Raw genomic sequence first — 23,662 nt, 5'->3', positions numbered from 1 at the left:
TTTTTCCCCTTACCAGCTTGCTTTTCTAAGTCCCGGTATCAAGCCTTCATTTCCCATTTTACGGAGGCAAACACGGCAAATACCAAAATCCCTATAAACAGAATGTGGTCTCCCACAAATTGAACATCTTGTATAAGCTCTTACTTTAAATTTAGGCTTTCTATTAGCCTTTGCAATCATAGATTTTTTAGCCATTTGTTCTTCCTTTTGCAAAAGGTAAGCCAAAAAGTTCTAAGAGCTTCAATGCCTCTTTATCAGTTTTTGCTGAAGTAACAAAAGTGATATTCATACCATGACTTACCATAATATCATCATACACAACTTCTGGGAAAATTAATTGCTCATTTACACCAAAGCTATAATTTCCTCTCCCATCAAAACCATTGCGTGGAATCCCTCTAAAGTCTTTTACTCTTGGCAATGCAATCACAATGAGTTTTTCCAAAAAGTTATACATTTGGTTTCCTCTTAGGGTAACCTTAACACCCATTGGCATTCCCTCACGCATTTTAAAACCAGCAACTGACTTTTTCGCACTTGTAATCACTGATTTTTGTCCAGCAATCAAAGAAATTGTATCTGCAATATTTTGCATAATTTTAGTATCTTTTGCATGCATACCTGCACCAACACTAATCACAATTTTTTCCAACTTTGGCAAAAGCATAGGATTTTTGATACCTAATTCCTCTGCAAGTTTTGCCCTAATTTCATTTTTATATGCGGCTTTTAATTGATACATAGATTAATCCTCCGCTTTTTTAACATTTGAAATATGAATAGGCATTTCTTTGCTAATAAAACCACCTTTTGGATTTTTTTCACTTGGTTTTACTGCTTTTTTAGCCATTTTACAACCTTCTACAATCACTTGAGATTTCTTAGGCAATACTTGCAAAACTTTTGCTTTTTTGCCTTTATCATCACCCGTGATAACTTCTACCATATCACCTTTTTTAATTTTAAATTTAGTCATTACAACACCTCCGGTGCTAATGATACGATTTTCATAAAATTAGCATAACGAATTTCTCTACCAACAGGACCAAAAATACGTGTCCCGATAGGTTCTTTCTTGCTATCTAAGATCACTGCTGCATTATCATCAAAACGAATCAAAGCACCATCTTCACGATGAATCTCTTTTTTTGTTCTTACTACTACAGCTTTTACTACTTGACCTTTTTTTACTTTTCCACTAGGAAGAGCTTTTTTGACAGAAGCTACAATCACATCGCCCACAGTTGCGTAGCGTCTTTTACTTCCACCTAAAACCTTAATGCACATTATTTCTTTTGCGCCACTATTATCAGCAACATTCAATCTTGTAAAACTTTGAATCATAATTCAACTCCCACAGATACTACTTTGTGGAGTGTAAAGGCTTTTCTTTTTGAGATTGGCTTGCACTCAATTGCCTCAATCACATCTCCTACTTTTACGCTATTATTTTCATCATGTATAATGTATTTTTTGAATCTTTTTACAATTTTTCTATACTTTGGATGGATAACGCGTCTTTCAACTAAAATTGTTACGCTTTTATCTCCAGCTTTTGTAACAACTTTTCCAGAGATAATTCTTTTATGTGGTTGAACACTACTCATTATTCAGCCCTCCCTTTTGCATTAAGAGCAGTTTTGATTCTTGCAATATCTTTTCTTGTTGCTCTTATTTCGCTTGTATTAGTTTGTTGCATTGTTCTAAGTTTCAAATTCAACTCAAACAACGCAGTTTCTTTTTCTTTTAAGAGTTCTTTTAACTCTTGAGTATTTTTTTCATTAATTTCAGTATATTTCATTCTCACCCTCTCTTGTTACAATTTTTGTTTTAAAAGGGAGTTTGCTCTGTGCAAGTGCTAATGCGCTTCTTGCTAATGCTTCATCAACACTACCCATTTCATAGATGATTCTACCGGGCTTAATATTCATAACCCATTTCTCTACTGCACCTTTACCTTTACCCATACGAGTTTCAAGAGGTTTTGCAGTAAGAGGTTTATCAGGGAATACTCTAATCCAAACCATACCGGTTCTTTTTGTCGCACGAGTCATCGCAATACGCGCTGCTTCGATTTGTCTTGAATCAATTCTTCCATGCTCAATTGCTTTGATTCCAAATTCACCAAATGCAAGAGAAGTTCCACGGAATGCTTTTCCTCTATTTCTTCCCTTCATTTGTTTTCTGTATTTTGTTTTCTTTGGCATTAGCATAGTTATTGCCCCCTTCTCTTTCTAGTTGGACGATTTGTTTTTGCTTCGCCCTCTTCTTGCTGCTTTTCAGCTTGGATTCCCTTTTGGAGAACTTCACCTTTAAAAATCCAAACTTTTACACCAATGTTTCCATAAGTTGTTAAAGCTTCTGCAAAACCATAATCAATTTTAGCTCTTAATGTATGAAGAGGTATTCTACCTTCCATATACCATTCAGTTCTTGCCATTTCAGCACCTGCTAAACGCCCAGAAACTTTAACCTTAATACCTTTTGCACCAGATTTCATAGCACCTTGCATAACTTTTTTCATTGCACGGCGGAATGCTACGCGTCTTTCAAGCTGAGTTGCAACACTTTCAGCGGAGAGTTGAGCATTGCTTTGAGGTTTTTTAACCTCTTTAATATTTAAGAAAATATCTTTATTCACAATTTTCTTAAGAGATTCTTTTAGCTTCTCAACATCTGCACCTTTTTTACCGATAATAATACCCGGTCTTGCTGCGACAACAGTAACTCTAACTTTCCTTGCTGTTCTTTCAATCAAAATATCACTTACACCTGCATAATAAAGCTCTTTTTTCAAAAACTTTCTAATTTTGTAATCTTCTGCAATATTTTGTGGTGCAGTTGTAAATGCAGGAAACCATCTTGATTCCCAATTTCTATTTATACCAAGTCTTAGACCAATAGGATTAACTTTTTGACCCATTACTTATCCTTACTTTTTTGTGCTACTTCTACAAAAATATGTGAAGTAGGTTTTCTTACTGGAGTTGCTCTACCTCTTGCTCGTGGTGTAAAACGTCTAAGCACAGGACCTGCATCTACTCTGCAAGATGAAACAACAACATTTTCAGCCTCATAACCCCCATTTGCAACTGCTGATGCAATCACTTTAGAAATAATCTTTGCAGCTTTATTTGGCATAAATTCCAAAGACGCAATCGCTAATTCAGCATTCATTCCTTGAACCTCTCTTGCAATCAATCTTGCTTTAGTCGGCGAAAGGCGAATGTATCGTAATAATGCTTTACTCATTTTTCACTCCTTACTTACCGATTTTCTTTTGGACACTTCCTTTGTGCCCTTTGAAGGTTCTTGTAGGTGCAAACTCACCCAACTTATAGCCAACATGGTTTTCTGTTACATAAACAGGAACGAAAGCTCTACCATTATGCACATTAAAAGTAAATCCAATCATCTCAGGAATAATTGTGCTTCTACGGGACCATGTTTTAATTGGTTTATTGTCTTTTGTCTCTTTTGCTTTGATGACTTTTTTCATCAAATGTTCATCAACAAAAGGACCTTTTTTTATCGATCTAGCCATTTACTTTCCTTATTTTTTTCTTCTTGAAATAATAAGCTTATCGCTTGCTTTCTTTCTTCTTGTTTTATAACCTTTTGCTGGCATACCCCATGGAGATACAGGATGCCCACTAGAACCAGTTTTACCTTCACCACCACCATGTGGGTGATCTACTGGGTTCATCGCTGAACCTCTTGTTTGAGGACGAATACCCAAATGTCTATTGCGACCTGCTTTCCCGATATTAATATTAGCAAAATCTTCATTACCAACAGTTCCGATAGTCGCCATACATTCGCCTAAAATATATCGCATTTCTCCACTTGGCATTCTAATAATTGAATATTTGCCTTCTCTTCCCATAAGTTGTGCGCTTGCTCCTGCACTTCTTGCAAGTTGCCCGCCTCTACCGGGATACATTTCAATATTATGCACCACTGTTCCAATAGGAATATTTTTAAGCTTCATTGCATAACCCAAACGAATATCCAATCCACCTTCTGCTGAAAGCACTATATCACCTACTTTCAAACCACTTGGCTGAATAATGTATCTTTTATCCCCATCTTTATAGGTAACTAACGCTATTCTACAATTTCTATATGGATCATATTCAATTGTGCTAACTTTACCTTCGATATTAAATTTATTACGCTTAAAATCAATAATTCTATAAAGTTTTTTAGCACCACCTTCTTTGTGTCTGCTTGTGATTCTACCATTATTATTGCGACCTGCATGAACAGGTAGTTTTACTAACAATTTTCTTACACTAGCTTTAGCAGTAATATTTTCTGAGCTTAGATTGCTCATAAATCTTCTACTTGGAGTGTATGGTTTATAAGTTTTAATTGCCATTATTTACCCCTTAAACTGCCAATGATTCAATTTTTGCACCTTCTGGAAGTTTCACAAAAAACTTCTTGAAGTCATTTCTTTTACCAATAACACCACGGAATCTTTTCACTTTTCCTTCTTGTCGTAAAGAATTGATTGAAAGTGGAGTTACACCAAAATACTCTTTAAAAACTTCTTTTAATTGTGTTTTGCTCAATTTTGGAGAAGTTTGCACTACAAGCACATTTTGCTCTTGTAATTTTAAAGATTTCTCTGTATACATAATTGTTTTAATATCTGTAATACTCGCCATTTTAACCTTCTTTCGTGATAGCTTCAAAAAGTGCTTTTTCAATCACAACAGCTCTAAATGTAGCTGCCAAATAAGCATTTAATTCAGCTCCATCAATCAAATAGCATTCTTTAAGATTTCTAAATGCAAAATAAGTTTTCTCATCAAACATTTCAGAAACAAATAAAATATTTCTTTGATTTAATGTTTTAAACATTGTATAAGCATCTTTTGTTTTGCCACTTGGTATTTGGATTTTATCTACAATAAACAAACTACCATTATCCGCTTTTTCTTGCAAAGCATATTGCAAAGCAAGTTTTTTTTGCTTTTTATTTACTTTTAAATTGTAGTTTCTATTATTGCTAGGACCATGAGAAACACCCCCACCAACAAATACCGGAGAAGTGATACTACCCGCTCTTGCTCTACCGCCACCTTTTTGACTCCAAGGCTTCTTGCCTCCTCCGCTAACTCTACCACGAGTTTTTGCCATTGCGTTATTTGCACGCATAGAAGCTAAGAATGATTTGATATAAAGATAGAGATTATGTGAATTGATACTTTTATAGCTTTCGGGCAATTGTGCTTCACCGCTCTTTTTCAATTCTTTATCTAAAATAATTGCTTTACTCATTTTACAACCTTTAACTTACCAAATGCACCATTAAATCCGGGAACAGAACCTTTCAATACAAGCACACCATGCTCTTTATCAAAAGAGATGATTTCATTTTGAACGGTTACTTTTTCATTCCCATAATGTCCTGCCATTTTTTTACCCGGCTGAACACGACCTGGCCACTCACGATTTCCGATAGAACCCGGTGCTCTGTGGAATCTACTACCATGCGCACCCGGACCACCTTGGAAATTCCATCTTTTCATAACACCGCTAAAGCCTCTACCTTTTGTATTAAAAGAAACTTTTGCTCTTTTTGCATTTTCTAATACTGATAAATCCAAATCGCCTGCTTCTGTATTATTTACTTCAAGTGTAGCAAACTTATTGTATTCTTTATCAAGATTATACTTTTTTTGTTGCCCTGCAATAGATTTATTAATTGACTTTCCTTGGTGATAAGCCACTAGAGCTTTTCCACCCTCTAAAACTTCACAAACTTTTGCGTTTTTAACTTTTAATAATGTTACAGGTATGCTTGGTTTAGCAACGGTTCTACTCATTCCGATTTTTTCTACTAAAAATTCCATTTATACCCCTTATTTACCCATTGAGCGGACTTCTACATCCACTTCTGGTGCCATATCTAATTTTGTCAAACTATCCACTGTTTCTGGAGTTGCCGAAACAATATCAATAACTCTACAATGAACACGAATTTCAAATTGTTCTCTTGAATCTTTATTGATATGAGGAGATTTTAAGACTGTATATCGTCTTTTTTTAGTTGGAAGTGGAATAGGACCACGAATCTCTGCACCTGTTCTTTTTACAGCTTCCACGATTGAAACAACTGACCTATCAAGAACGCGGTGATCATACGCTTTTAACTTAAGTCTAATTTTTTCCATAATTTTTCCTTCAAAGAACTCATTGGCTAGCCAATGTAATATTTTTGGAAGTCGAAATTATACTTCAAAAGTTTTTATTTTGCTAATACTTTACAATGAATTTTTGCAATTTATTTCCTTTTAAAAAGGAAAGTTATAAAATTTCATCATTCAAATCCTACAAAATATCAAGGAAATTTTTATGGTTTTAGAAAAAATCTTAGAATCTTATCCCAAAAATATTGCTAAAATCCATAGAAAAGTAGAGATAGAGCTCAAAGATTTAAACCTTATTTATGGTGCAAAAAACATCGGCAAAACAAATTTTGTTTTACAATACTACCAACAAGCCGAATTTAAAAATCTCAAAAAAATGTATATCAATCTAAAAGATTCCAAAATCAATCCAAATAAAGATTTCGATGATTTAGAATCTTTTTACCAAAAAGAAAAAGTAGAAATTTTGATTGTTGATTCTTATATGCCCTCTTTCAAACTCCCAAACCTACCCAAAATTACGCTAATTAGCGATATTCCACACCAAATTACAAATTATTCAATCTTTGAACTTCCCCCCATTACTTTTTATGAATACCAGCAAATCCACAAGCCAAATATTCAAGACTCTTTTAATAATTATCTCAAATATGGGAATCTTTTTGAAGCAGAATCGCTCAATGATTACAAAAAGGGAGAATTTCTCAAATTTCTAGCCAATGACAATATTCATTTTTGGATTCTCAAAAATCTCGCTCAAAATCTAGGGCTTAAAGTTTCATTACACCAAATATACACAAAGCTAAAAAAGGAAGGCAAAATCTCAAAAGATAGATTCTACGAATATGCAAAATTTTTACAAGATAGCAAAATACTTTTTTGGCTTGAAAAGTTTGAACACAATCTCTCTCCCAAAAAACTTTATTTTTATGATTTTACACTTAAAAATGCAGTAAGTTATGACAAAAATTTTTCTTCCCTCTTTGAAAATATGGTATTTTTAGAATTGCTTTACCATTTCAAACAAGACATTTTTTTTACCGATAAGCTTGATTTTTATTTGCCTCAAGTTTCTTTGGGGATTCTATGTTTGCCTTTCATTCAGCAACATTCCCTTGAACAAAAGCTCCACAAAATCATCAAAGAAAGGGAATATTGCGAAAAATTCTTAATCATCACCCTAAACCAAAAAGGACAAGGTGAAAATCTAGGGACCCCCTATACACTCTCACCCTTTTATGATTTTGCACTGCAAAACTCACTTTCCTAATTTCTCTATACTCTCACTTTAAGAGTGAGTGTTCTACCACCACACTCCTAATCTAATATACCCTGCATGAGATTGAACTCCATTTGCAAAGATACCACTATAATTTAAAGCAATGTTAGCATTCTCTCCTAAAGCATAGCTTATTCCTACTTGAGTAGTTCCATAGAGTTCTTCTACATTAATATCAGCAGATTGTTTTAATCCAGCAATAACTCCACTTCCTTTAGCATCATTATAAACATTATACATTGCACCTAAAGAAGCCATTGTTTTAAACACATTATTCCATGCTCTTTGCCATCTAAGTGAGGCACTAATATCAAAGAAATTAACATCTTGTGTATAATAATGCTCACTTACTCCTCCTAGGTGTCTTAGTCTAAAGGAATCTGTACTAATTCCTTGATAACTAATTCCAATCTCTGGAGAAAGAACAGAGTTATTATAGATATTATAATAATTAGCCCCTACTTTTAAATCTGCACCATATCCATAAGAATCTACTTGAGAATCAATAGTAGTGCTTCCAGAGCGATAGGTTTTATATAAATTGGTATCCCCTTTATCTATTCTTGTATTAGCAGAGAGATAATATTCACTTACTCCTTTTCTTGCAAAAACATTATAATAAGTTAATCCTCCATAATAAACTTTTTCATCAAAGTCTAATCTTTGTTGTCCTACTTGTTTATCTGAACTTTCATATCCAAAGTAGATTCCTAATATTCCTCTCTCACTAGGTAGTTTTGCTTGTGCTCCTGCTAGGATACCTGATGCATGAGATTTTAGAGTTCCTACTCCTCCATCTAATTGTGCTGAAGTGTATCTTGTATAAGGGAGTGCAAAGGTATAGAGATTATCCTTATCTCCTGTATGGCTAATAAAGATGTCATCAAGCTCTCTTAAGAGATCTAAATTAGAATAAGTTTCTTGATTAGCTTTAGTGGTTGCTTGAAGATTATCTAGGCTTGCTAGAGTATCTTTGTTATAATAATCCACTACTTCTATTGCATCACTTTTGATATTAGAATTATTAGCATAAGTGCTTAAAGAAGTAGATTCTTTAGAACTTACTCTTTTTAATTCTTTATTGTCTTTGGTTAATCCATTCAGATAAGATTCTCTTTGTTGTTTATAGTTTTCTAAGAGAGCTTGTTGGTTTTTTAATCTTTCTCTTTGCTCTAAGATTTCAAAGTCTGTTTTAAAGTTTTTAACATTAATTTCTCTTAGCATATTATTAGTATCAATCTGTCGTATTCTTGATGAATAGATTAAAGAAGCACCTAGAGTTTTACCGGAGAGTTCTTGAGTGTCTAAGCCTACGCTGTAAGTTCCATCTCCATTGTCTGTTGGTGTAAAGATATCAATAAAGGTTAAAGCATTAAAGAGTTCATCATCTTGACTAAAATCTTGTCCGATAGAATCTCCACCTTCATTTTGAATATAATCATAATAATTATAGATTTTTCCACTTTCAAGATTTCCTTCTACAAAGATAGAATCTTCTTTTAAATGGATTCCATCTTTATTACTACCATCTGCTATGATAATAGGATTTGTTGGATTATCTGGATTATCCAAAGTCCAACCATCAATGTGGGTATTAGAATTACTTCCTGTATTAGTAATAGCTCCAATATTACCACCGGGCTTATTCTCTCCACCATTGATAATGGTTGTAGTTCCTCCATTGCTTGTAGTAATTCCTCCAATGCTTCCACTATTGATAGCAGTGGTAGTTCCTCCATTGCTTGTAGTAATTCCACCAATGCTTCCACTATTATTAACAGTCATGCTTCCAGAATCATTAGTAATTGATTTTTCAATAGTTCCACTATTATTAAGATTATCTACACTAGCTCCACTACTAAAGTGCATACAATTTGCAATGGCTCCATTAGTGTTATTGATATTTCCTATTCTACCACCCTCTAGGATAATACAACCAGCAATGGTGCTAGAATTTTGGATTAAATCAACTTGTGAATTACCTGCTACCCTTACATTTCCATTGATACTTCCAGAGTTAGAAATGGCAGTTACTACATTAGAAATAGTATCTAAAGAGATAGCATCATTAGAAGCATTTTGAATACTTCCGTTATTGATGATTGTATGAGAGGAATTAATTATCCCTTCATTAATGATTGTTCCAATATTACTATTTCCATTAGAGATGATTTGTCCTGTAATGGTTCCATTATTAATATTCACGAGATTAGTAATGGTTCCATTATTGTTTTTAATATCACCTGAGATAGTTCCTTGATTTTTGATTGAATCATATCTACCATTGCTATTATCAATTCCTGCAATAACAGAATTTGTACCATTGAGTAGATTTTTAATCGTGTTTTTGCTTCTATTATAGATAGTTCCCATTGTTCCTGTATTAGTTAATGTATCAATGTGTCCATCATTGTATAAATTACCGCTAATGGTTCCACTATTAATAAAGCTTGTGATAGTAGAATCTTTTACATTTGAAAGATTACCCGCAATGGTTCCTGCATTGCTTAGAGTATTAGAGCTTCCCTCTAGGGTTAAATTTCCTGCAATGGTTCCTAAGTTATTTACATTACCTTTATTTGCATTGAGGGTGATTCCATTAGTTGCAGTTAATGTTTTATCCTTTGCTACTTCTAAAGCATTAGTAATGCTACCAGTTCCACTATAACTTACACTTTCATTAACTATAAAAGTGCCAATATTAGCATCATTTGCGATTCCATTAGTTACATTCCCTGTAACATTTAGTGTAGTAATCTCTCCAGAGTTAGTAATACTTCCTGTGATACTTCCTGTGTTGATGGTTGTGATAATGGAGTTAATAGTATTATTAGCAAGATTGCCTGTAATCAAACCTGTATTATTTATCATTCCAATTTGAGAAGAGTTAGTAATACCCCCATTGATAATGCCTTCATTATTTATGCTTTCAATGTTTGCATTTGCATTATTAGTAATACCATTATTGATTGTTCCATTGTTGTAGTTAAGTATCTGATTAATCGTTCCATCATTAGCAATACCATTATTAAGAACAGCATTGATATTAGTTTGACTATTGCTTCCATTGATAACAGAATTAATAGTTTTATTGGCTGCATTTGTGAAAGTTCCACCAATGGTTCCCTCATTCCATAAACCAGAAAGTTTGCAAATAGTACCACTATTACTACCACAATCTCCTTCTTTCCCCACTAATTCAACATTTCCACTAATGGTTCCTGTATTTTTTAAAGCAGTAGCAACATTTTCAAAATTACCATTAATGACTTTATTGTTTGAAACACCATAAATGGTTCCATTACCACTAAAGGTTGTAATAATTCCATTGTTTGCAAAGAAAGCAATCAATCCTTCATTGTTAAATTCTTTAATGCTTCCAGAGTTTGTAAAATCACCAATGTTTGCATTATTAGCATTAGTTAATGTTCCATCGATATTTCCTGCGTTATTAAAATCAAGAATAGTTCCAGAGTTATTAATATTCCCTGTGATATTTCCTAAGTTATTAAAGTTGCTAATGGTGTCACCTGCAATATTAGTAATATTGCCTGTAAAGTTTCCTGAATTAATAAAGTTAGTGATATTTCCATTATTGGTTAAAGTACCATTAAAGCTTCCAGAGTTTGTAAAATCTGCAATAGTGGAATTATTTACATTCGTGATATTTCCATTGATAGTTCCTGCATTGTTAATGATTCCATTATTGGCTGCGTTGAAGTTTAGATTTCCAGCTCCATTATTTCCAATTGTAAGAGTATAGCCATTTCCTCCATTATTCTTTTCTACTACCAAAGAATTAGTAATACTTCCATTACCTGTTAGAGTTTTATTAGAATCTACTATTACATTGACTAAATTACCATTATTAGCAATAGAGCCTCCAACTTTGCTTGTGTTTAGGGTATTAATGATTCCACCACTTTCATTAGTTAGATTCCCTGTAATGCTTCCTGTGGTTGTATCAGTGAGTGCAGTTAATTCCCCATTATTAGTAAAGTTTCCTTGCAATACTCCAAAAGTCCAATCAGTGGTTAGGGTATTGATGAGATTCCCTATAATAGTTCCATCATTAGTGATGGTTTTTACTGAATTAGCAGTGTTAGCATTCTCTGCAAGAGTTAGAGTTCCATTATTACCAGCACCATCGCTAATAGTAAATTGAGTTTGAGCCCCATCAATATCCAAAGCATTTGTGATACTACCATTTCCGGCATAGGTTGTGTTTGCATTAATATCTAAAGTGCCTATGTTTTGGTTATTAGTGATATTTGTGTTTGCTTGATTATTAGTAAGTGTTGTGATATTTCCTGCATTTATGATTCCATTTGTTACATTTCCTGTAACATTTAATTCTTGTATTGTAGCATTGTTAGCAATGCTCCCTGTGATACTTCCTGTGTTAAAGGTTTTGATAGTGGAGTTAGCTGTATTAGTTAAACTTCCATCAATAATTCCTGCATTATTAATCGTTCCTGTTGCACCATTAGCAAATAAAATATTAATTCCATTAGTAGAAGCATTTAATGTTTTGGTGCCTGCAATATCCAAAGCATTAGTAATGCTACCAGTTCCGATATAAGTAGTATCATTTTGTAAATTCAAAGAACCGATATTTGAATTGTTTGTGATTCCATTTGTAGTAGAATTATTTTGAATGGTTAGAGTATTGATAATACCATTACCATCGTTTGTAATTCCATTAGTGATAACTGAACCATCTTGAATAATAAGAGTATTGATAACACCACTGCCATTATTCGTTAATGTTCCTATATTTTTATCAATCGTTAAATTTGTAATTTCTCCCTCATTTAAGAGATTATTTGCAATACTTCCTGCTGTTAAAACTCCTACACTAGCACCACTTGCATTGATAAAGCTTCCATCAATATTGCTGACATTATTCCAAGTGCTAATACTTCCTGCATTTTTAAGATTCCCATCAAAAATAGAATCTGCTAATAAATTAAGCTTAGAACCAATATCACTATCTAATGTAATCGTTCCAGTTCCACCATCAATAGAGAGAGTAGCACCACCTTCAACCCTTATTTCTTCTGTAACAATACCATCCCCAATATAATTGATAGTTCCTCCATTACCACTAGAGCCACTATTGACATTCCTAATATCTAATTTAGCGATAGTTCCGCTATTAGTGATTGTATTATTAACACCATTATTTGTATTAGAAATAATTGTGCCTATATTACCACCTGAAGCGTTTGTGATTCCATTTGTAATGGTGCTAGTGCCATTTAGGGCAATATTTGAGATTGTTCCATTAGAATTGTTAGTGATTGTTCCGATAGAGGAAGTGCCTTCTAAAGTAAGGCTATCAATAGTCGCATGAGCACCAGCACCCCCTAGTGTGATTGCATTAATCCCTGAATTATTCCTTAGCGTAATAGTGCTAAGTGTAGGGAATTGATCATCACTTCCTGTTTCTCCGATTCTAATGTTACCAGTGATAGTTCCATTATCTGACATTGTAAGGCTATTCATAAACACTTTATTTTGCAATACAATATCTCCTTGCAATCTCCCTGCTATGCTAACATCGCCGATATTTCCATCTTTTTGATTCACAGCATTAGCACCACCTATCCAGTGGGCTTCAATGTTACCATACATTGTTCCACCATTTTGTATATCAATATTGTGGATTGTGGAATTACCACTTGAGAGAATTGTCGAGTTTGTATTGCTACTTCCTACAACACCCCCACTTGCGATAGTAATACTATCAATATCACTTTGGCTCTTAGTATGGATTCTCCCAGCATAAGTTCCACCATTTGTGATGGTGATTCCATTAGCGATAGCTGAAGTGCCATCCATCGTGATATCTCCATCTAGTTTTGGAGTGCCATTTGTCCCGCCACTATTAGAGCCATCAATGAGTATTTTTGAAATGCTAGATGAACCAGCTAGGGAGATATTACCTGTCAAAGTTGCATTATTGCCGCTTCCACTAGCAGAATTTCCACCAATAGTGATTCCATTAGCAATAGCAGAGCTTCCAGCCAAAGAAATATTACCAGCAATAGTCCCAGAATCATAGATTGCAACTCCATTAGTGATTCTGGCATTACCCTCCAACGAAATATTACCTGCCATATTTGCAGAATCTTGAAAAGTTATGCTCTCGCCTGTAAATCTATTATTAAAATCAAAATTTCCCTCTAATCTTGAGCTATCCTTTGCTACAATCTCTCCAAGAGAGGTTGTAGCACCACCTTGCGTCCAAATTATATTTCTTGCTCCTACAGCCGACTGGGTTAAGCTCTGATTTGAAAAAGTCAAATCTGCTCCTACTTGTCCTTCAATGGCAAATAAAGAAAGATAGTCAGCATTGCTTCCCCCTGTTCTCATTATCGTTCCAGCATTTTCTATAGAACCAACTTTCCCAAACAATAACAAAGCACTATTGCTCCTAGAAATCAATGTCCCTGTAGAAGAATTGACTATACTACCAAGACTTCCACCTGAAAGCACAACTATATTTCTCCAACTTCCAACAGAAGTTACTGTCCCATTATTAGTAATACCCTGTGTAGGTCCTTTTATCTCAAATACCCCATTTTGTGAGCCAGTAAGACCTCCTTCCCATACCTTTTGCACATGAACACCTTGATTAATAGACAATGTTCCAGTGTTTCCACTAGCTATAATTTGAATATTTCCGCTCGAATTGCCTAATTGAAGATTACCCGAAATGGTGCAATTATAACCATTCTGACAAGCTCGTCCATCATTATTCCAATTCGCCACTGCCTGACTTGATAATGCTGAAGCCAAAGCAATAGAAATCGGAATCGTGCGGATAAAGGATTTTAGTTTGGATTTTTTAGATTGTTTAGAATCACAAGTATTTTTGACTTTTTGAATCTTTGGTGATTTGGATTTTGAATTTGATTTTTGGGAAGTTTTGGAATCTAGTTTGGGGCTAGATTCTAATTTCATTGAATCTTTGGAGGTTTTAGAAACCTTAGAATCTTTTAATTTTGGGGAGTTGGATTCTAATTTGATTGAATCTTTGGAAGCTTTAGAATCTTGAATCTTTGCAGTTTGAATCTTGTTTGGATTTTTGGATTCTAATTTGGATTTAGAATCCAAACCTTTAGCATTTTTTGGATTCTTTGTTTCTAGGGATTGATTATTTAGAGGCTTTGCCCCCCCCCCCCCACTAGGATAGCATTCTTTGTTTGGTTAGACATTTATTCTCCTTAAATATAATGAAAATTACAAAAAAATATTTAGTATTTTATAAAAATAAAACTAACTTTAAAATAATAAATAAAATATTTATATTTTATTAAAACCACTTTTATAATGGGGGGGGGGGGGGCATAATGCGTTTTTGGGGATATTGATAACGATTGCAAAAATAATTTTATAGCGTATTCGTTTATTTATTTATACCCTCAAAAAAGAGCTATACTTCTCTTGGGTCAGCGATTTTGCCTTTTATCGCACTTATGGCTGCCACTGCAGAGTTTGCGAGATAAACTTCAGAGTTTCTTGCTCCCATTCGCCCTACAAAATTTCTATTAGTCGTAGAAACACATCGTTCGTTGTCTCCCAAAATCCCCATATATCCGCCAAGACAGGCACCACAAGTAGGATTAGAAATCAATGCCCCTGCTTCTAATAAAATATCAATGTAGCCTAGTTTATGGGCTTCTTTGTAAATGTTTTGTGTGCCGGGCGTGATGATGAGGCGGACATCTTGATGGACCTTTTTGCCCTTTAGAATCTCACTTGCGATTTTTAAATCACTCAAACGCCCATTAGTGCAACTTCCGATAAACACTTGATCAATCTTCAAATCATCTTTTACGGCTTGAGAGATGCTTTTGCCATTGCTAGGCAAAAAGGGATAGGCAATCACTGGCTCTAGCTTGCTAATATCAATTTGGATTGTTTGGGTGTAGTTTGCATCTGCGTCTGAATAAAACTCTCTAGGATTCGCACGCAAGAAAGGGCGAGATTTCAAAAACTCTCTTGTAATCTCATCTGGGGCGATGATTCCATTTTTTGCCCCTGCTTCAATCGCCATATTACACAAAGAAAATCTATCATCCATTCCTAGATACTTTATGCCCTCTCCGCAAAATTCTAATGTTTGGTATAATGCACCATCTACGCCGATTTGTCTAATCACTTCCAAAATCAAATCTTTGCCATAAATGTGTTTGGCAGGCTTGCCGATGAACTCTACCTTTATCGCACTTGGAATCTTAAACCAATTTTTGCCTGTAATCATTGCATAGGCTAAATCTGTGCTTCCCATACCTGTGCTAAAAGCCCCCAAAGCACCATGGGTGCAAGTATGCGAATCTGCACCGATAATCACATCACCGCTTACCACTAAGCCCCTTTCTGGCAAAAGTGCGTGTTCTATCCCCATATCTTTTTCGTCAAAAAAGTATTTGAGTTTGTGTTTTTTGGCAAAATCTCGGCTAATACGCGCTTGATTTGCACTTGCAATATCTTTTGCGGGGATAAAATGATCCATTACGATACAAAAACCATCGGGATTTGCTAGATTCTCCGCACCGCTTTGCTCATAAGCCTTGATAGATAAAGGCGTGGTAATATCATTGCCAATCACCATATCAATGGGGCAATCTATGATTTCCCCTGCATAAACCTTTTTGCCTACATGTTCTGAAAAAATCTTCTCGGTAATTGTTTGTCCCATAGCTAATCCTTTTTGATAAAATTTTTAAAATACTTTTGAATCTCTAAAATCTCACGCTTTTGTGCATAAAAACTATTAGAATTTGCCACCAAATACGCACTAACCTCCATAATCACCTCATCAATTTTGAGATTGTTTTGCCTAAGTGTGCTACCTGTCTCTACCAAATCCACAATCGCATCTGCCATTCCCACAAGAGGTGCTAGCTCAATAGAACCATACAGCTTGATAATATCAACACTTATGGCTTTTTTGGCAAAATAAGCTTTGGTGATATTCTCCATTTTGGTAGCGATTTTTAGTTTGGGCTTAGAAAAATCCAAAACATAATCATTAGGCGAACCGATAGCGACTTTGCACTTCCCAAACCCCAAATCAAGCAACCTCACTAAGCGGCTTTGTTTCTCTTCTAAAACATCTAAGCCCACTACGCCTATATCTGCCGCCCCTCGCTCGACATAAACCGGGACATCTTGACTTCTTACAAGCATAAATTCAAAATCTTTTTTCTTCAAAATCAATTTTCTATCTTCAAAATCCAATGAAGTTTGCAAAAAATCCTCAAAAATCTTCAATGCTTCTTGTGCGATTCTACCCTTGGGCAAGGCAACTTTTATCATAATTGGATTCCTTTGGAGATAATTTTATTTGTAATAATATTTTGCATTCCTTTAAAAATAAGTAAATCATCATAAATGCAATTTTCAAAAAAACGCGAAAGGAATTTACCATCACCACCGGTAAAATAAATCTTTTTGCCTTTGGAGAGATTCTCTATCATCAAAAGAATAGATTTCAACATACCATAAGAAACAGCGTCTTTTGTGTTTTGGGGGAAGGTATCTAATGCAACGCCGAGATTAAATTCACAATCTAATACCGCTATGGAACTAAACATTTCTCTATAACGCGATATGCCGGGCATAATGCAACCGCCTAAGTGGATTGCTTGGTGCATAATATCTATAGTAATCGCACTTCCTGCATCGACAATTACGCCATCTGTGATAGCATTACAAGCAACGATTCTATCTACACCTAAGCCTTTGTAATTTGTATCCAAAGAAACAAAAGGCAAAAGGTCAAAACAATAAGGATGAGAATCCAAAAGAGACTTGGCAGAATCTTCATTCACGCTAATAAAAATAATCACTTCTTTTGGGTCTTTTGGAGTGAGTTGCGTTTTGGCTTCTCTCCAAACTCTACCGCGATAATAGAAATGCAAAAATGAATTTCCAATATCACAAAGTATCATTGCTTCACTTCACTTCCAAAATCTCATCACCTACAAAAATCTTTCCTGTCCCTGAAAATGCGGGTGTGTCTATCTTGTTGGGTAGAGAGTAAATTTCATAATTGCTTAAATCATTGCTTAGGGTAATCATATAACCGCGTGTTTCTAAAATCACGATTTTTTCACCATGGTTTGCTGCGGTAAAATGTGCAAAGGGGAATTTTTGGCGTTTGATTTCATTTAAATCTTTATCCGTTAGAATCACTTCACCTTCTGTGGTAAAAAGCACAATTTGGTCCCCAAAAAACAAAATATCTTGCAAATTAGCATCAAAGGTATTAATCACATTTGGACTGACAGAAATCACTCGTTTGGGGGTTGCTGCAACCATTCTATCATTAATTGCTTCAAGAAAAATAACATTGTTGAAATGTTTATCTCCATTGACTACGATATTGCGAATCATTTTGAAATTATTTCTATCTACGATTACAAGCTTACCATCAAGAGTTGGGATTATTGCAATATCACTCAAAAAATAAGGCGAAGCGATGAGGGTGTTATTGGTAGGGGCTGGGGTGCTTTCTTGTTTATACATTGCTTTGCCTAACTGCAAATCATACAATACAAAAGAATTGTTATCAAAAATGATTGCTGCTAGATTATTGTCTAATGCTACACTGATAGGATTTCCCTCTAATGCAATGATATTTTGGGAATGAGTTTCTTTGTCAATCAATAAAAGCTCTTTGTTGTTTGTCGTGGCAAGATAATATTTTTCTGATTCTCCCAAATAACGCCCATTTTTAGGAAGAGTAGCTTCTGGGATTTGCGAATATTTGGTAATAAACTGCCCATTTGCCAAAGTCGCTCCATCGCGAGTGATAAAAATAATATCACTAGGCAAAGAATCGCTATAAACAACGCTATCTTTGACTTCTTCATCTTTAGGCTCGAAATAATATTTTGAACCACAACCACTTATCAAAAAAAGCAACAAAGCACCTATTAGAAATTTTATAAGATTATTTTGCATTATTAATTCCTTTAATGGTTAAATGTTCTAAGGCATTGGCAATTTCTTTGATAGTCGAATCGCTTGGAATCTTGGCTAAAATACTTTTTGCTTCTTTAATATTGCCCTTTTGTATTTCCAAATAAGCCGCTTCAAGATACCCCAAATCTGTCGAATTGCTAGAATTTAACTCTTGGAGATTCTTATCCAAACTAGCATTTTGCTGTTTGGAGAGTTTGGCTATCATTGGATCTTTGGAAGATTCAAGGGTTTTAAGCGTCTTGGCATCTTGTTCTTTGAGTGCTTTTTGAAAAAGATACAAATCATAAAGTTTGCTTTGAGAATCTTTTAGGCTTGCAATTGCATTTTCATCTCCCATAAGTGCTTTTTGATAGAATTGTGCATTTTTTTGACTTTGTTGCTCTTGGTAATAATTATTTAAACTATACCCTACCCCGCCAACCACAAGAAGTGCTACTAAAATAATCAAAGGGATTTTATAACGCTTATACCAACTTTCAATTCTTATCAATCCCTCCAACATTTTCTCATCACTGTTGATTTCTTCTTTGATATAATTTACATTTTGCTTTAAACTCAAAATTTCTCCTTTTATTTTCCTGTGCTACCAAATCCGCCTTTTCCGCGTTTAGTGCTATCTAGTGATTGGACTTCTTTGATTTTTGCTTGTTTTACTCTACAAAGCACCGCTTGTGCGATTCTGTCACCTTTATTGATGATAAAATCCTCTTCTCCTAAATTCATCATAATGACTTTAATTTCTCCGCGATAATCGCTATCAATTGTGCCGGGAGTATTAAGAAGAGTGATTCCATATTGCAAAGCTAAACCGCTTCTTGGACGCACTTGCACTTCATAGCCTTCTTTGAAACTAAAAGCCAACCCTGTGGGCACCAAAGCCCATTTTCCTGCCGGTATAGTCGTTGATTGAATCGCACACAAATCAAATCCCGCTGAACCTGAAGTCTGATACTTTGGCAAAATTGCCTCTGGAGTTAGTTTTTTGATTTTTAAAGTTGCCATTGTTATCCCTAAAACTCGATTTTTTTATAGCAAATTTCTAAGATTTCATAATCCACTTTGCCCTTTGGAAGCGAAATAGTTACCTCATCGCCAACAACTTTGCCCAAAAGCTGTTTTGCCAAAGGCGAATGATAAGAAATAAGCCCCTTGTCTGGATTGCTCTCTGTGGCACCAACAATGGTATAGCAAAACTGCTCTTCACTCTCCAAATCCTCTAGCGTGATAGTCGAGCCAAAGCTCACTTTATCATGGTTAATCGTGCTTGGATCAATCACGCGCGCTTCTGCAACAAGCTGAGTTAGCTCATTAATGCGTGCGTCCAAAAAAAGCTGTCTTTCTCGTGCTGCGTGATACTCGGCATTTTCTTTTAAGTCGCCATGCTCTCGTGCTGCGTCAATTTCTTTGATATTGTTGGGGCGTTCTACTTCTTTGAGATTTTTTAATTCACTAATTAGCTTATTATAGCCGTATTCTGTCATTGGTTGCACTTCTAAACTCCAAATCTTTGAAAATAATTTATAATACTAACCAAAGAGGATTAAAAAGCACTTTAGTTTTTTAATTTTTTGACATATTTTTTGCAAAATTTTCAATTTTTTGGACACAATTTTTTGCACTGCCATTTTTTAAATACTCCAAAAGAATCTTTTTTTGGGCAAAAAATTTGGAATAATCATAATTTTGCATTGCCCAAAAAAGCGTATTAGGATTTACTTCTTCTTGCAAAAACTCTGGGTGAATAGGGAAATTTTGAGGGGTTTTATTGTCCTTTGGGGAACCAAAATAAAAAAACTCCAAAAAAATATTTGCAAGTCCAATATAATTAAGCTTAACAAGGCTTTTTGCAATCCAATAATCCAGCTTCCTAGCCTTATAAGCAAGGATTGTTGGGATACCAAGAAGTGTAGATTCTAAGGTTGCTGTGCCACTGCACACAAAAGCAAACTCACATTTTGCCAACCCCTCATAAGTATCATACACTATGCTAAAATCCTCTAAATTGCCATAAATTTTGGATAAATCGCAATTTTCAAAATGTTTGGGAGCAATCAATAATGGCTGTTTATGCAAAGCTTTTAATTTTTTGGCAAGGCTTTTAAAAACAGAAAAAAGCGCTTTAATTTCTGATATTCTTGAACCGGGCATAAAGGCAATAATACCTGTATCTACCCTATCCTCCCTTGAAAATGGAATCTCATCTAAAAGCGGGTGTCCCACATAAGCAATGTTTGCCTCTTTGGGATAATAAGCACTCTCAAAAGGCAAGATTCCCCATAATTCATCACAAATTTGTGCGAGCATCTTTGCTCGATATGCTTTCCACGCCCACACTTGTGGCAATATATAATAAACCAAATAAGGTTTATTTAAATCCCTACTCAAAGCCTTTAACAAAGGAATATTAAAAGAAGAAGAATCCATAAAGATTGCAATATCGCATTGTTTGGCTAATACAATGAGCTCTTTTTTTATTTTGAAGAATCTAGGAATTAGCTTTAAAACACCGCTAAATCCCATAATTCTAAACTCATTTGGGCTAAAATTACTAGAAAATCCAAGAATCTTAGAATCAAAAATCCCATAAAAATGGCATTCCCCATATTGCTTTTGCAAAGTTTGGATAAGATAAGATAAATGGATATTTGCAGAATATTCTAATGCAGAAATAAAGATTTTGATAGGCTTATTCAAGATTGGATTCTTGTGAGGCTTTGGAATGTAAGCAAAAATAATCTTTTAAATCGCGAATTTCTAATAAAATCTTAGAAGTCTCTAAATCTAAAGATTTGAAGGTAGCAATAAGATTTTCTAATTGCTCATAAATCTCTTGCGCTTGGCTTAACAATACATAGGAATTAGCCGGCTTGGCTAAAAGCTTCTGGTAATTCTGATAAGAAACCTCTAATCTCTCTAATGCCACAGGTTTGGGAGGCAAGGTAATTTTAAGCTGCGATAAAGAGGAATGAATATTTTCACATTGGGTTTGAAGATTTAAAAAATCGCTTTGTAAATCCTTTTGCGAATCTGCTGGTATAGTTTCTTGGCAATTTTTTTGTGTTTCTTGCACACAATCCATTTCTTGAATAATTTTATTTTTTTGGGCAATTTGGGCTTCTAACTCTTTGTTTTTAATCTCTAATTCTTTGTTTTGTGAAAGCAATAAAGCATTTTTGGCAGAAATTTCATTAGAATTTTTTATCAACGCCTCTCTTTGTTGTGATAATATTTCATATTCTTCTTCAAATTGTTTTTTTTGGGTTTCAAAAATCTCATAAATCTGCCATACTTCTTTAATCTCGTCTAATTTTTTTGTAATTTCTTGCAAAGCAAAATTATGCTTCATTCCTCTCCTTTAAAAACCACAAAAATGCAAACATAATCCCGGAAGTTTTAGGATAAGATTCATCTAAAATAAATTCATAAGCTTGTTTGCGTGGAATAAAAATAACTTCAATATTTTCATCATCTACCCCACCTCCTTGATGGACTTTGCATTTCTCATCAATCGTGGCAAAAAACAATGTTTGCTTACTCCCAGCAAAACCCACTGAACTATAAAATTCTGTAATCTTTTCGATATTTTCTAATTCTACTTTATATCCGCATTCTTCTAGTATTTCTTCTTGTGCAATTTCTTTTAGTGTTTTATTTGGCTTATCTGTAATACCCGCACAAAGCTCGTAAGTATAACCAATCTCGCTTTTTAGATTTTGAGTTTGGCGGATAGTTTCTTTTAAGAAAACTGCGGGGCGAAATTGCTTGACTATCACAAATGAATCCTTTTTTGGATGATAGAGCAACACAGCCACACTATCATGTGCTTCTATGATATCCCAGCTTCTTTCTTTGCCATTTTCACAAAAAAGCATTCTTTTGGGTTTGATATACAAAGAAGATTCACATGCACAAAAGCGAATATTAGTTATTTCTTTTGGAGGTTTCATCATCTTGTATTTCACTATTTTGTGTGAGATAAACAATATAAGAATTTTGCGTTACTTTAAAAGGCTCATATTCTGCATAAGTTGCCAAAATAGTATCTAGCTTGCCTTTATAATCTTTAGCAAAAAACAAAAATTGCTCTTTTTCTTTGCCTTTAAGTTTGGTTGTAGCAATCCTAAGATGTTTTTGAGGATTTAATGCACTGCCATTGCGATAAAGACCAAAATGCAAATGAGGACCTGTGCTCAATCCAGTGCTACCCACTGTCCCTATTTGTTTGCCTTGTGAAACATAAACCCCCGTGCGGATTCCTTTATTAATCTTGTGCATATGCCCATAAAGTGTGCGATAACCATTTTCGTGTTGGATAATCACGGTTTTTCCATATCCGCCCTTTGTCCCTGCGAAAATCACTTTTCCTTGACTAGCTGCTTTGATAGGGGTATGTCTTGGTGCGGCATAATCTGTGCCTAAATGGGGGCGTTTGTATCCTAATATAGGGTGTTTTCTCCCCATAGAAAAACTAGAGGAAATCCGCTTATAATTAAGCGGAATCATAAAAAGATATTTGTTGAGATTATTTCCTTGTAAGTCATAAAAATGTCCATCTTCATAACGCACAACATATTTTTGTTCATCGCTTGTTTCTAGGGTAGAAGCTTTGATAAGAGGGCTACCAAAAACCTTGCCTAAGCGATATTTTCTCTCATAAATAATAGCGAGTTTATCTCCCTTTTTAATTTGTCGTTTAAAATTAATACTACCTTTGTAAGCTTGTATAAAATCTGAAGCCAAAAGTGTATCGCCTGTGTATTTGACAATATCATTATAAAGGGAGCTTTCCACAGAAAGTGCTATGGTGCGTTCTTTTTGAAAATAAACAATAGGAATCGCACGCATTCCATAACTATCACCTTGTTTATAAATATGGAGTTGTGAATTTTCATCAATAGGAATCAATGCTTGCAGCAAAGTCTCCCCATCATAAAGAGTATAAAAAGTATTGCCGCTAATAATCTCATCGGCTAGCTCTTTATCTTCTCTTTCTAAATCATAATAAACATTCAAAGGGATAGAATTTTTTTCAAAAAATGTTAATAATGTCTGACCATTTTCCCACTTACTTTCTTTAATCTCTGCTGCTTGCAAACTAGATAACACAAAAACAAAACAACACAAACTTTTTAATAAAAAAATAAAAAAATTCATTAAAAGCACCCTAATAATTTTGATGATAAATGCAGATTATACCACAATAAAAGCGACTTTTAAAGAT

The 23,662-nt window shown here is 34.5% G+C and carries 28 protein-coding genes; 1 reads left to right on the top strand and 27 read right to left on the bottom strand.

Annotated elements, in window-relative coordinates; all coding sequences use genetic code 11:
• Window positions 1-9 precede the first annotated feature (9 nt).
• The 15 genes from EL247_RS01845 to rpsJ are packed head-to-tail and all read right to left on the bottom strand — an operon-like array spanning window position 10 to window position 6,185.
• On the bottom strand, window positions 10-195 hold the full coding sequence (locus EL247_RS01845) for a type Z 30S ribosomal protein S14 (protein WP_006655282.1): 186 nt from the start codon (window positions 193-195) through the stop codon (window positions 10-12).
• Window positions 188-742 carry a 50S ribosomal protein L5 gene (rplE, locus tag EL247_RS01840; RefSeq protein ID WP_005022285.1) on the bottom strand — a complete coding sequence of 185 codons (555 nt, stop codon included), beginning with the start codon at window positions 740-742 and terminating at the stop codon, window positions 188-190. Before rplE ends, EL247_RS01845 begins: the two co-directional genes overlap by 8 nt.
• Window positions 743-745: 3 nt before the next feature.
• The gene (gene rplX / locus EL247_RS01835) at window positions 746-976 is read right to left on the bottom strand and encodes a 50S ribosomal protein L24 (RefSeq protein WP_005022283.1); all 231 of its coding nucleotides are present in this window, start codon (window positions 974-976) and stop codon (window positions 746-748) included.
• Window positions 976-1,344, bottom strand: coding sequence for a 50S ribosomal protein L14 (rplN, locus tag EL247_RS01830; RefSeq protein WP_005022281.1), 369 nt, complete (start codon window positions 1,342-1,344; stop codon window positions 976-978). Before rplN ends, rplX begins: the two co-directional genes overlap by 1 nt.
• The gene (gene rpsQ, locus EL247_RS01825; RefSeq protein ID WP_005022279.1) at window positions 1,341-1,607 is read right to left on the bottom strand and encodes a 30S ribosomal protein S17; all 267 of its coding nucleotides are present in this window, start codon (window positions 1,605-1,607) and stop codon (window positions 1,341-1,343) included. Before rpsQ ends, rplN begins: the two co-directional genes overlap by 4 nt.
• Window positions 1,607-1,801 (bottom strand): 50S ribosomal protein L29, encoded by a 195-nt coding sequence (rpmC, locus tag EL247_RS01820; protein ID WP_040499965.1) that lies wholly within the window; start codon window positions 1,799-1,801, stop codon window positions 1,607-1,609. Before rpmC ends, rpsQ begins: the two co-directional genes overlap by 1 nt.
• The gene (rplP, locus tag EL247_RS01815) at window positions 1,788-2,213 is read right to left on the bottom strand and encodes a 50S ribosomal protein L16 (protein WP_005022276.1); all 426 of its coding nucleotides are present in this window, start codon (window positions 2,211-2,213) and stop codon (window positions 1,788-1,790) included. The genes rpmC and rplP overlap by 14 nt, the downstream gene beginning before the upstream one ends.
• Before the next feature lie 2 nt (window positions 2,214-2,215).
• Window positions 2,216-2,923, bottom strand: coding sequence for a 30S ribosomal protein S3 (gene rpsC, locus EL247_RS01810; protein WP_005022275.1), 708 nt, complete (start codon window positions 2,921-2,923; stop codon window positions 2,216-2,218).
• Complete coding sequence (gene rplV, locus EL247_RS01805) at window positions 2,923-3,252, bottom strand: 50S ribosomal protein L22 (protein WP_005022273.1); 330 nt, start codon at window positions 3,250-3,252, stop codon at window positions 2,923-2,925. The genes rpsC and rplV overlap by 1 nt, the downstream gene beginning before the upstream one ends.
• A gap of 10 nt (window positions 3,253-3,262) precedes the next feature.
• On the bottom strand, window positions 3,263-3,544 hold the full coding sequence (gene rpsS, locus EL247_RS01800) for a 30S ribosomal protein S19 (RefSeq protein ID WP_005022272.1): 282 nt from the start codon (window positions 3,542-3,544) through the stop codon (window positions 3,263-3,265).
• Window positions 3,545-3,553: 9 nt separating this feature from the next.
• Window positions 3,554-4,381, bottom strand: a complete 828-nt coding sequence (gene rplB / locus EL247_RS01795) for a 50S ribosomal protein L2 (protein ID WP_005022271.1) — start codon at window positions 4,379-4,381, stop codon at window positions 3,554-3,556.
• 10 nt (window positions 4,382-4,391) lie between these two features.
• Window positions 4,392-4,673 carry a 50S ribosomal protein L23 gene (locus EL247_RS01790; RefSeq protein WP_005022270.1) on the bottom strand — a complete coding sequence of 94 codons (282 nt, stop codon included), beginning with the start codon at window positions 4,671-4,673 and terminating at the stop codon, window positions 4,392-4,394.
• 1 nt (window position 4,674) lies between these two features.
• On the bottom strand, window positions 4,675-5,289 hold the full coding sequence (gene rplD, locus EL247_RS01785; RefSeq protein ID WP_005022268.1) for a 50S ribosomal protein L4: 615 nt from the start codon (window positions 5,287-5,289) through the stop codon (window positions 4,675-4,677).
• Window positions 5,286-5,864, bottom strand: a complete 579-nt coding sequence (rplC, locus tag EL247_RS01780; RefSeq protein WP_005022267.1) for a 50S ribosomal protein L3 — start codon at window positions 5,862-5,864, stop codon at window positions 5,286-5,288. Before rplC ends, rplD begins: the two co-directional genes overlap by 4 nt.
• A 9-nt stretch (window positions 5,865-5,873) precedes the next feature.
• Entirely contained in the window at window positions 5,874-6,185 is a 312-nt protein-coding gene (rpsJ, locus tag EL247_RS01775) for a 30S ribosomal protein S10 (RefSeq protein WP_005022266.1), read from the bottom strand.
• Between the two features lie 181 nt (window positions 6,186-6,366).
• On the opposite strand from rpsJ, the gene EL247_RS01770 reads away from it, so the two are divergent.
• Window positions 6,367-7,431 (top strand): ATP-binding protein, encoded by a 1,065-nt coding sequence (locus EL247_RS01770; protein WP_126441932.1) that lies wholly within the window; start codon window positions 6,367-6,369, stop codon window positions 7,429-7,431.
• Window positions 7,432-7,464: 33 nt separating this feature from the next.
• Here the strand turns inward: EL247_RS01770 and EL247_RS01765 are convergent, their stop codons facing one another.
• The 12 genes from EL247_RS01765 to EL247_RS01710 form a co-directional block, all read right to left on the bottom strand.
• The gene (locus EL247_RS01765) at window positions 7,465-14,562 is read right to left on the bottom strand and encodes a hypothetical protein (protein WP_126441931.1); all 7,098 of its coding nucleotides are present in this window, start codon (window positions 14,560-14,562) and stop codon (window positions 7,465-7,467) included.
• 319 nt (window positions 14,563-14,881) lie between these two features.
• Entirely contained in the window at window positions 14,882-16,150 is a 1,269-nt protein-coding gene (gene leuC / locus EL247_RS01760) for a 3-isopropylmalate dehydratase large subunit (RefSeq protein WP_104745888.1), read from the bottom strand.
• Between the two features lie 2 nt (window positions 16,151-16,152).
• Entirely contained in the window at window positions 16,153-16,770 is a 618-nt protein-coding gene (hisG, locus tag EL247_RS01755; RefSeq protein ID WP_005023405.1) for an ATP phosphoribosyltransferase, read from the bottom strand.
• Entirely contained in the window at window positions 16,767-17,405 is a 639-nt protein-coding gene (locus tag EL247_RS01750) for a type III pantothenate kinase (protein WP_005023406.1), read from the bottom strand. Before EL247_RS01750 ends, hisG begins: the two co-directional genes overlap by 4 nt.
• A 4-nt stretch (window positions 17,406-17,409) precedes the next feature.
• Window positions 17,410-18,420 (bottom strand): hypothetical protein, encoded by a 1,011-nt coding sequence (locus EL247_RS01745; RefSeq protein WP_104745889.1) that lies wholly within the window; start codon window positions 18,418-18,420, stop codon window positions 17,410-17,412.
• Window positions 18,410-19,000, bottom strand: coding sequence for a tetratricopeptide repeat protein (locus tag EL247_RS01740; RefSeq protein ID WP_060661899.1), 591 nt, complete (start codon window positions 18,998-19,000; stop codon window positions 18,410-18,412). Before EL247_RS01740 ends, EL247_RS01745 begins: the two co-directional genes overlap by 11 nt.
• Before the next feature lie 11 nt (window positions 19,001-19,011).
• Entirely contained in the window at window positions 19,012-19,443 is a 432-nt protein-coding gene (gene dut / locus EL247_RS01735; RefSeq protein ID WP_005023412.1) for a dUTP diphosphatase, read from the bottom strand.
• Between the two features lie 8 nt (window positions 19,444-19,451).
• A complete protein-coding gene (gene greA / locus EL247_RS01730; protein ID WP_040500193.1) occupies window positions 19,452-19,922 on the bottom strand; it encodes a transcription elongation factor GreA in 471 nt (156 codons plus the stop codon).
• Between the two features lie 79 nt (window positions 19,923-20,001).
• Window positions 20,002-21,135: a lipid-A-disaccharide synthase gene (lpxB, locus tag EL247_RS01725; protein WP_104745890.1), complete on the bottom strand. Its 1,134-nt coding sequence runs from the start codon at window positions 21,133-21,135 to the stop codon at window positions 20,002-20,004.
• Complete coding sequence (locus tag EL247_RS01720; RefSeq protein WP_005023418.1) at window positions 21,128-21,787, bottom strand: hypothetical protein; 660 nt, start codon at window positions 21,785-21,787, stop codon at window positions 21,128-21,130. Before EL247_RS01720 ends, lpxB begins: the two co-directional genes overlap by 8 nt.
• A complete protein-coding gene (locus EL247_RS01715) occupies window positions 21,777-22,388 on the bottom strand; it encodes an NUDIX hydrolase (RefSeq protein WP_065826632.1) in 612 nt (203 codons plus the stop codon). Before EL247_RS01715 ends, EL247_RS01720 begins: the two co-directional genes overlap by 11 nt.
• Window positions 22,363-23,595, bottom strand: coding sequence for a peptidoglycan DD-metalloendopeptidase family protein (locus tag EL247_RS01710; protein ID WP_104745891.1), 1,233 nt, complete (start codon window positions 23,593-23,595; stop codon window positions 22,363-22,365). Before EL247_RS01710 ends, EL247_RS01715 begins: the two co-directional genes overlap by 26 nt.
• Window positions 23,596-23,662: the final 67 nt, after the last annotated feature.

Source organism: Helicobacter pullorum, from assembly GCF_900638355.1.
GTDB lineage: Bacteria > Campylobacterota > Campylobacteria > Campylobacterales > Helicobacteraceae > Helicobacter_D > Helicobacter_D pullorum.
The sequence above is the reverse complement of the archived record's forward strand: the minus strand, read 5'-3'. Positions and strand labels throughout refer to the sequence as shown.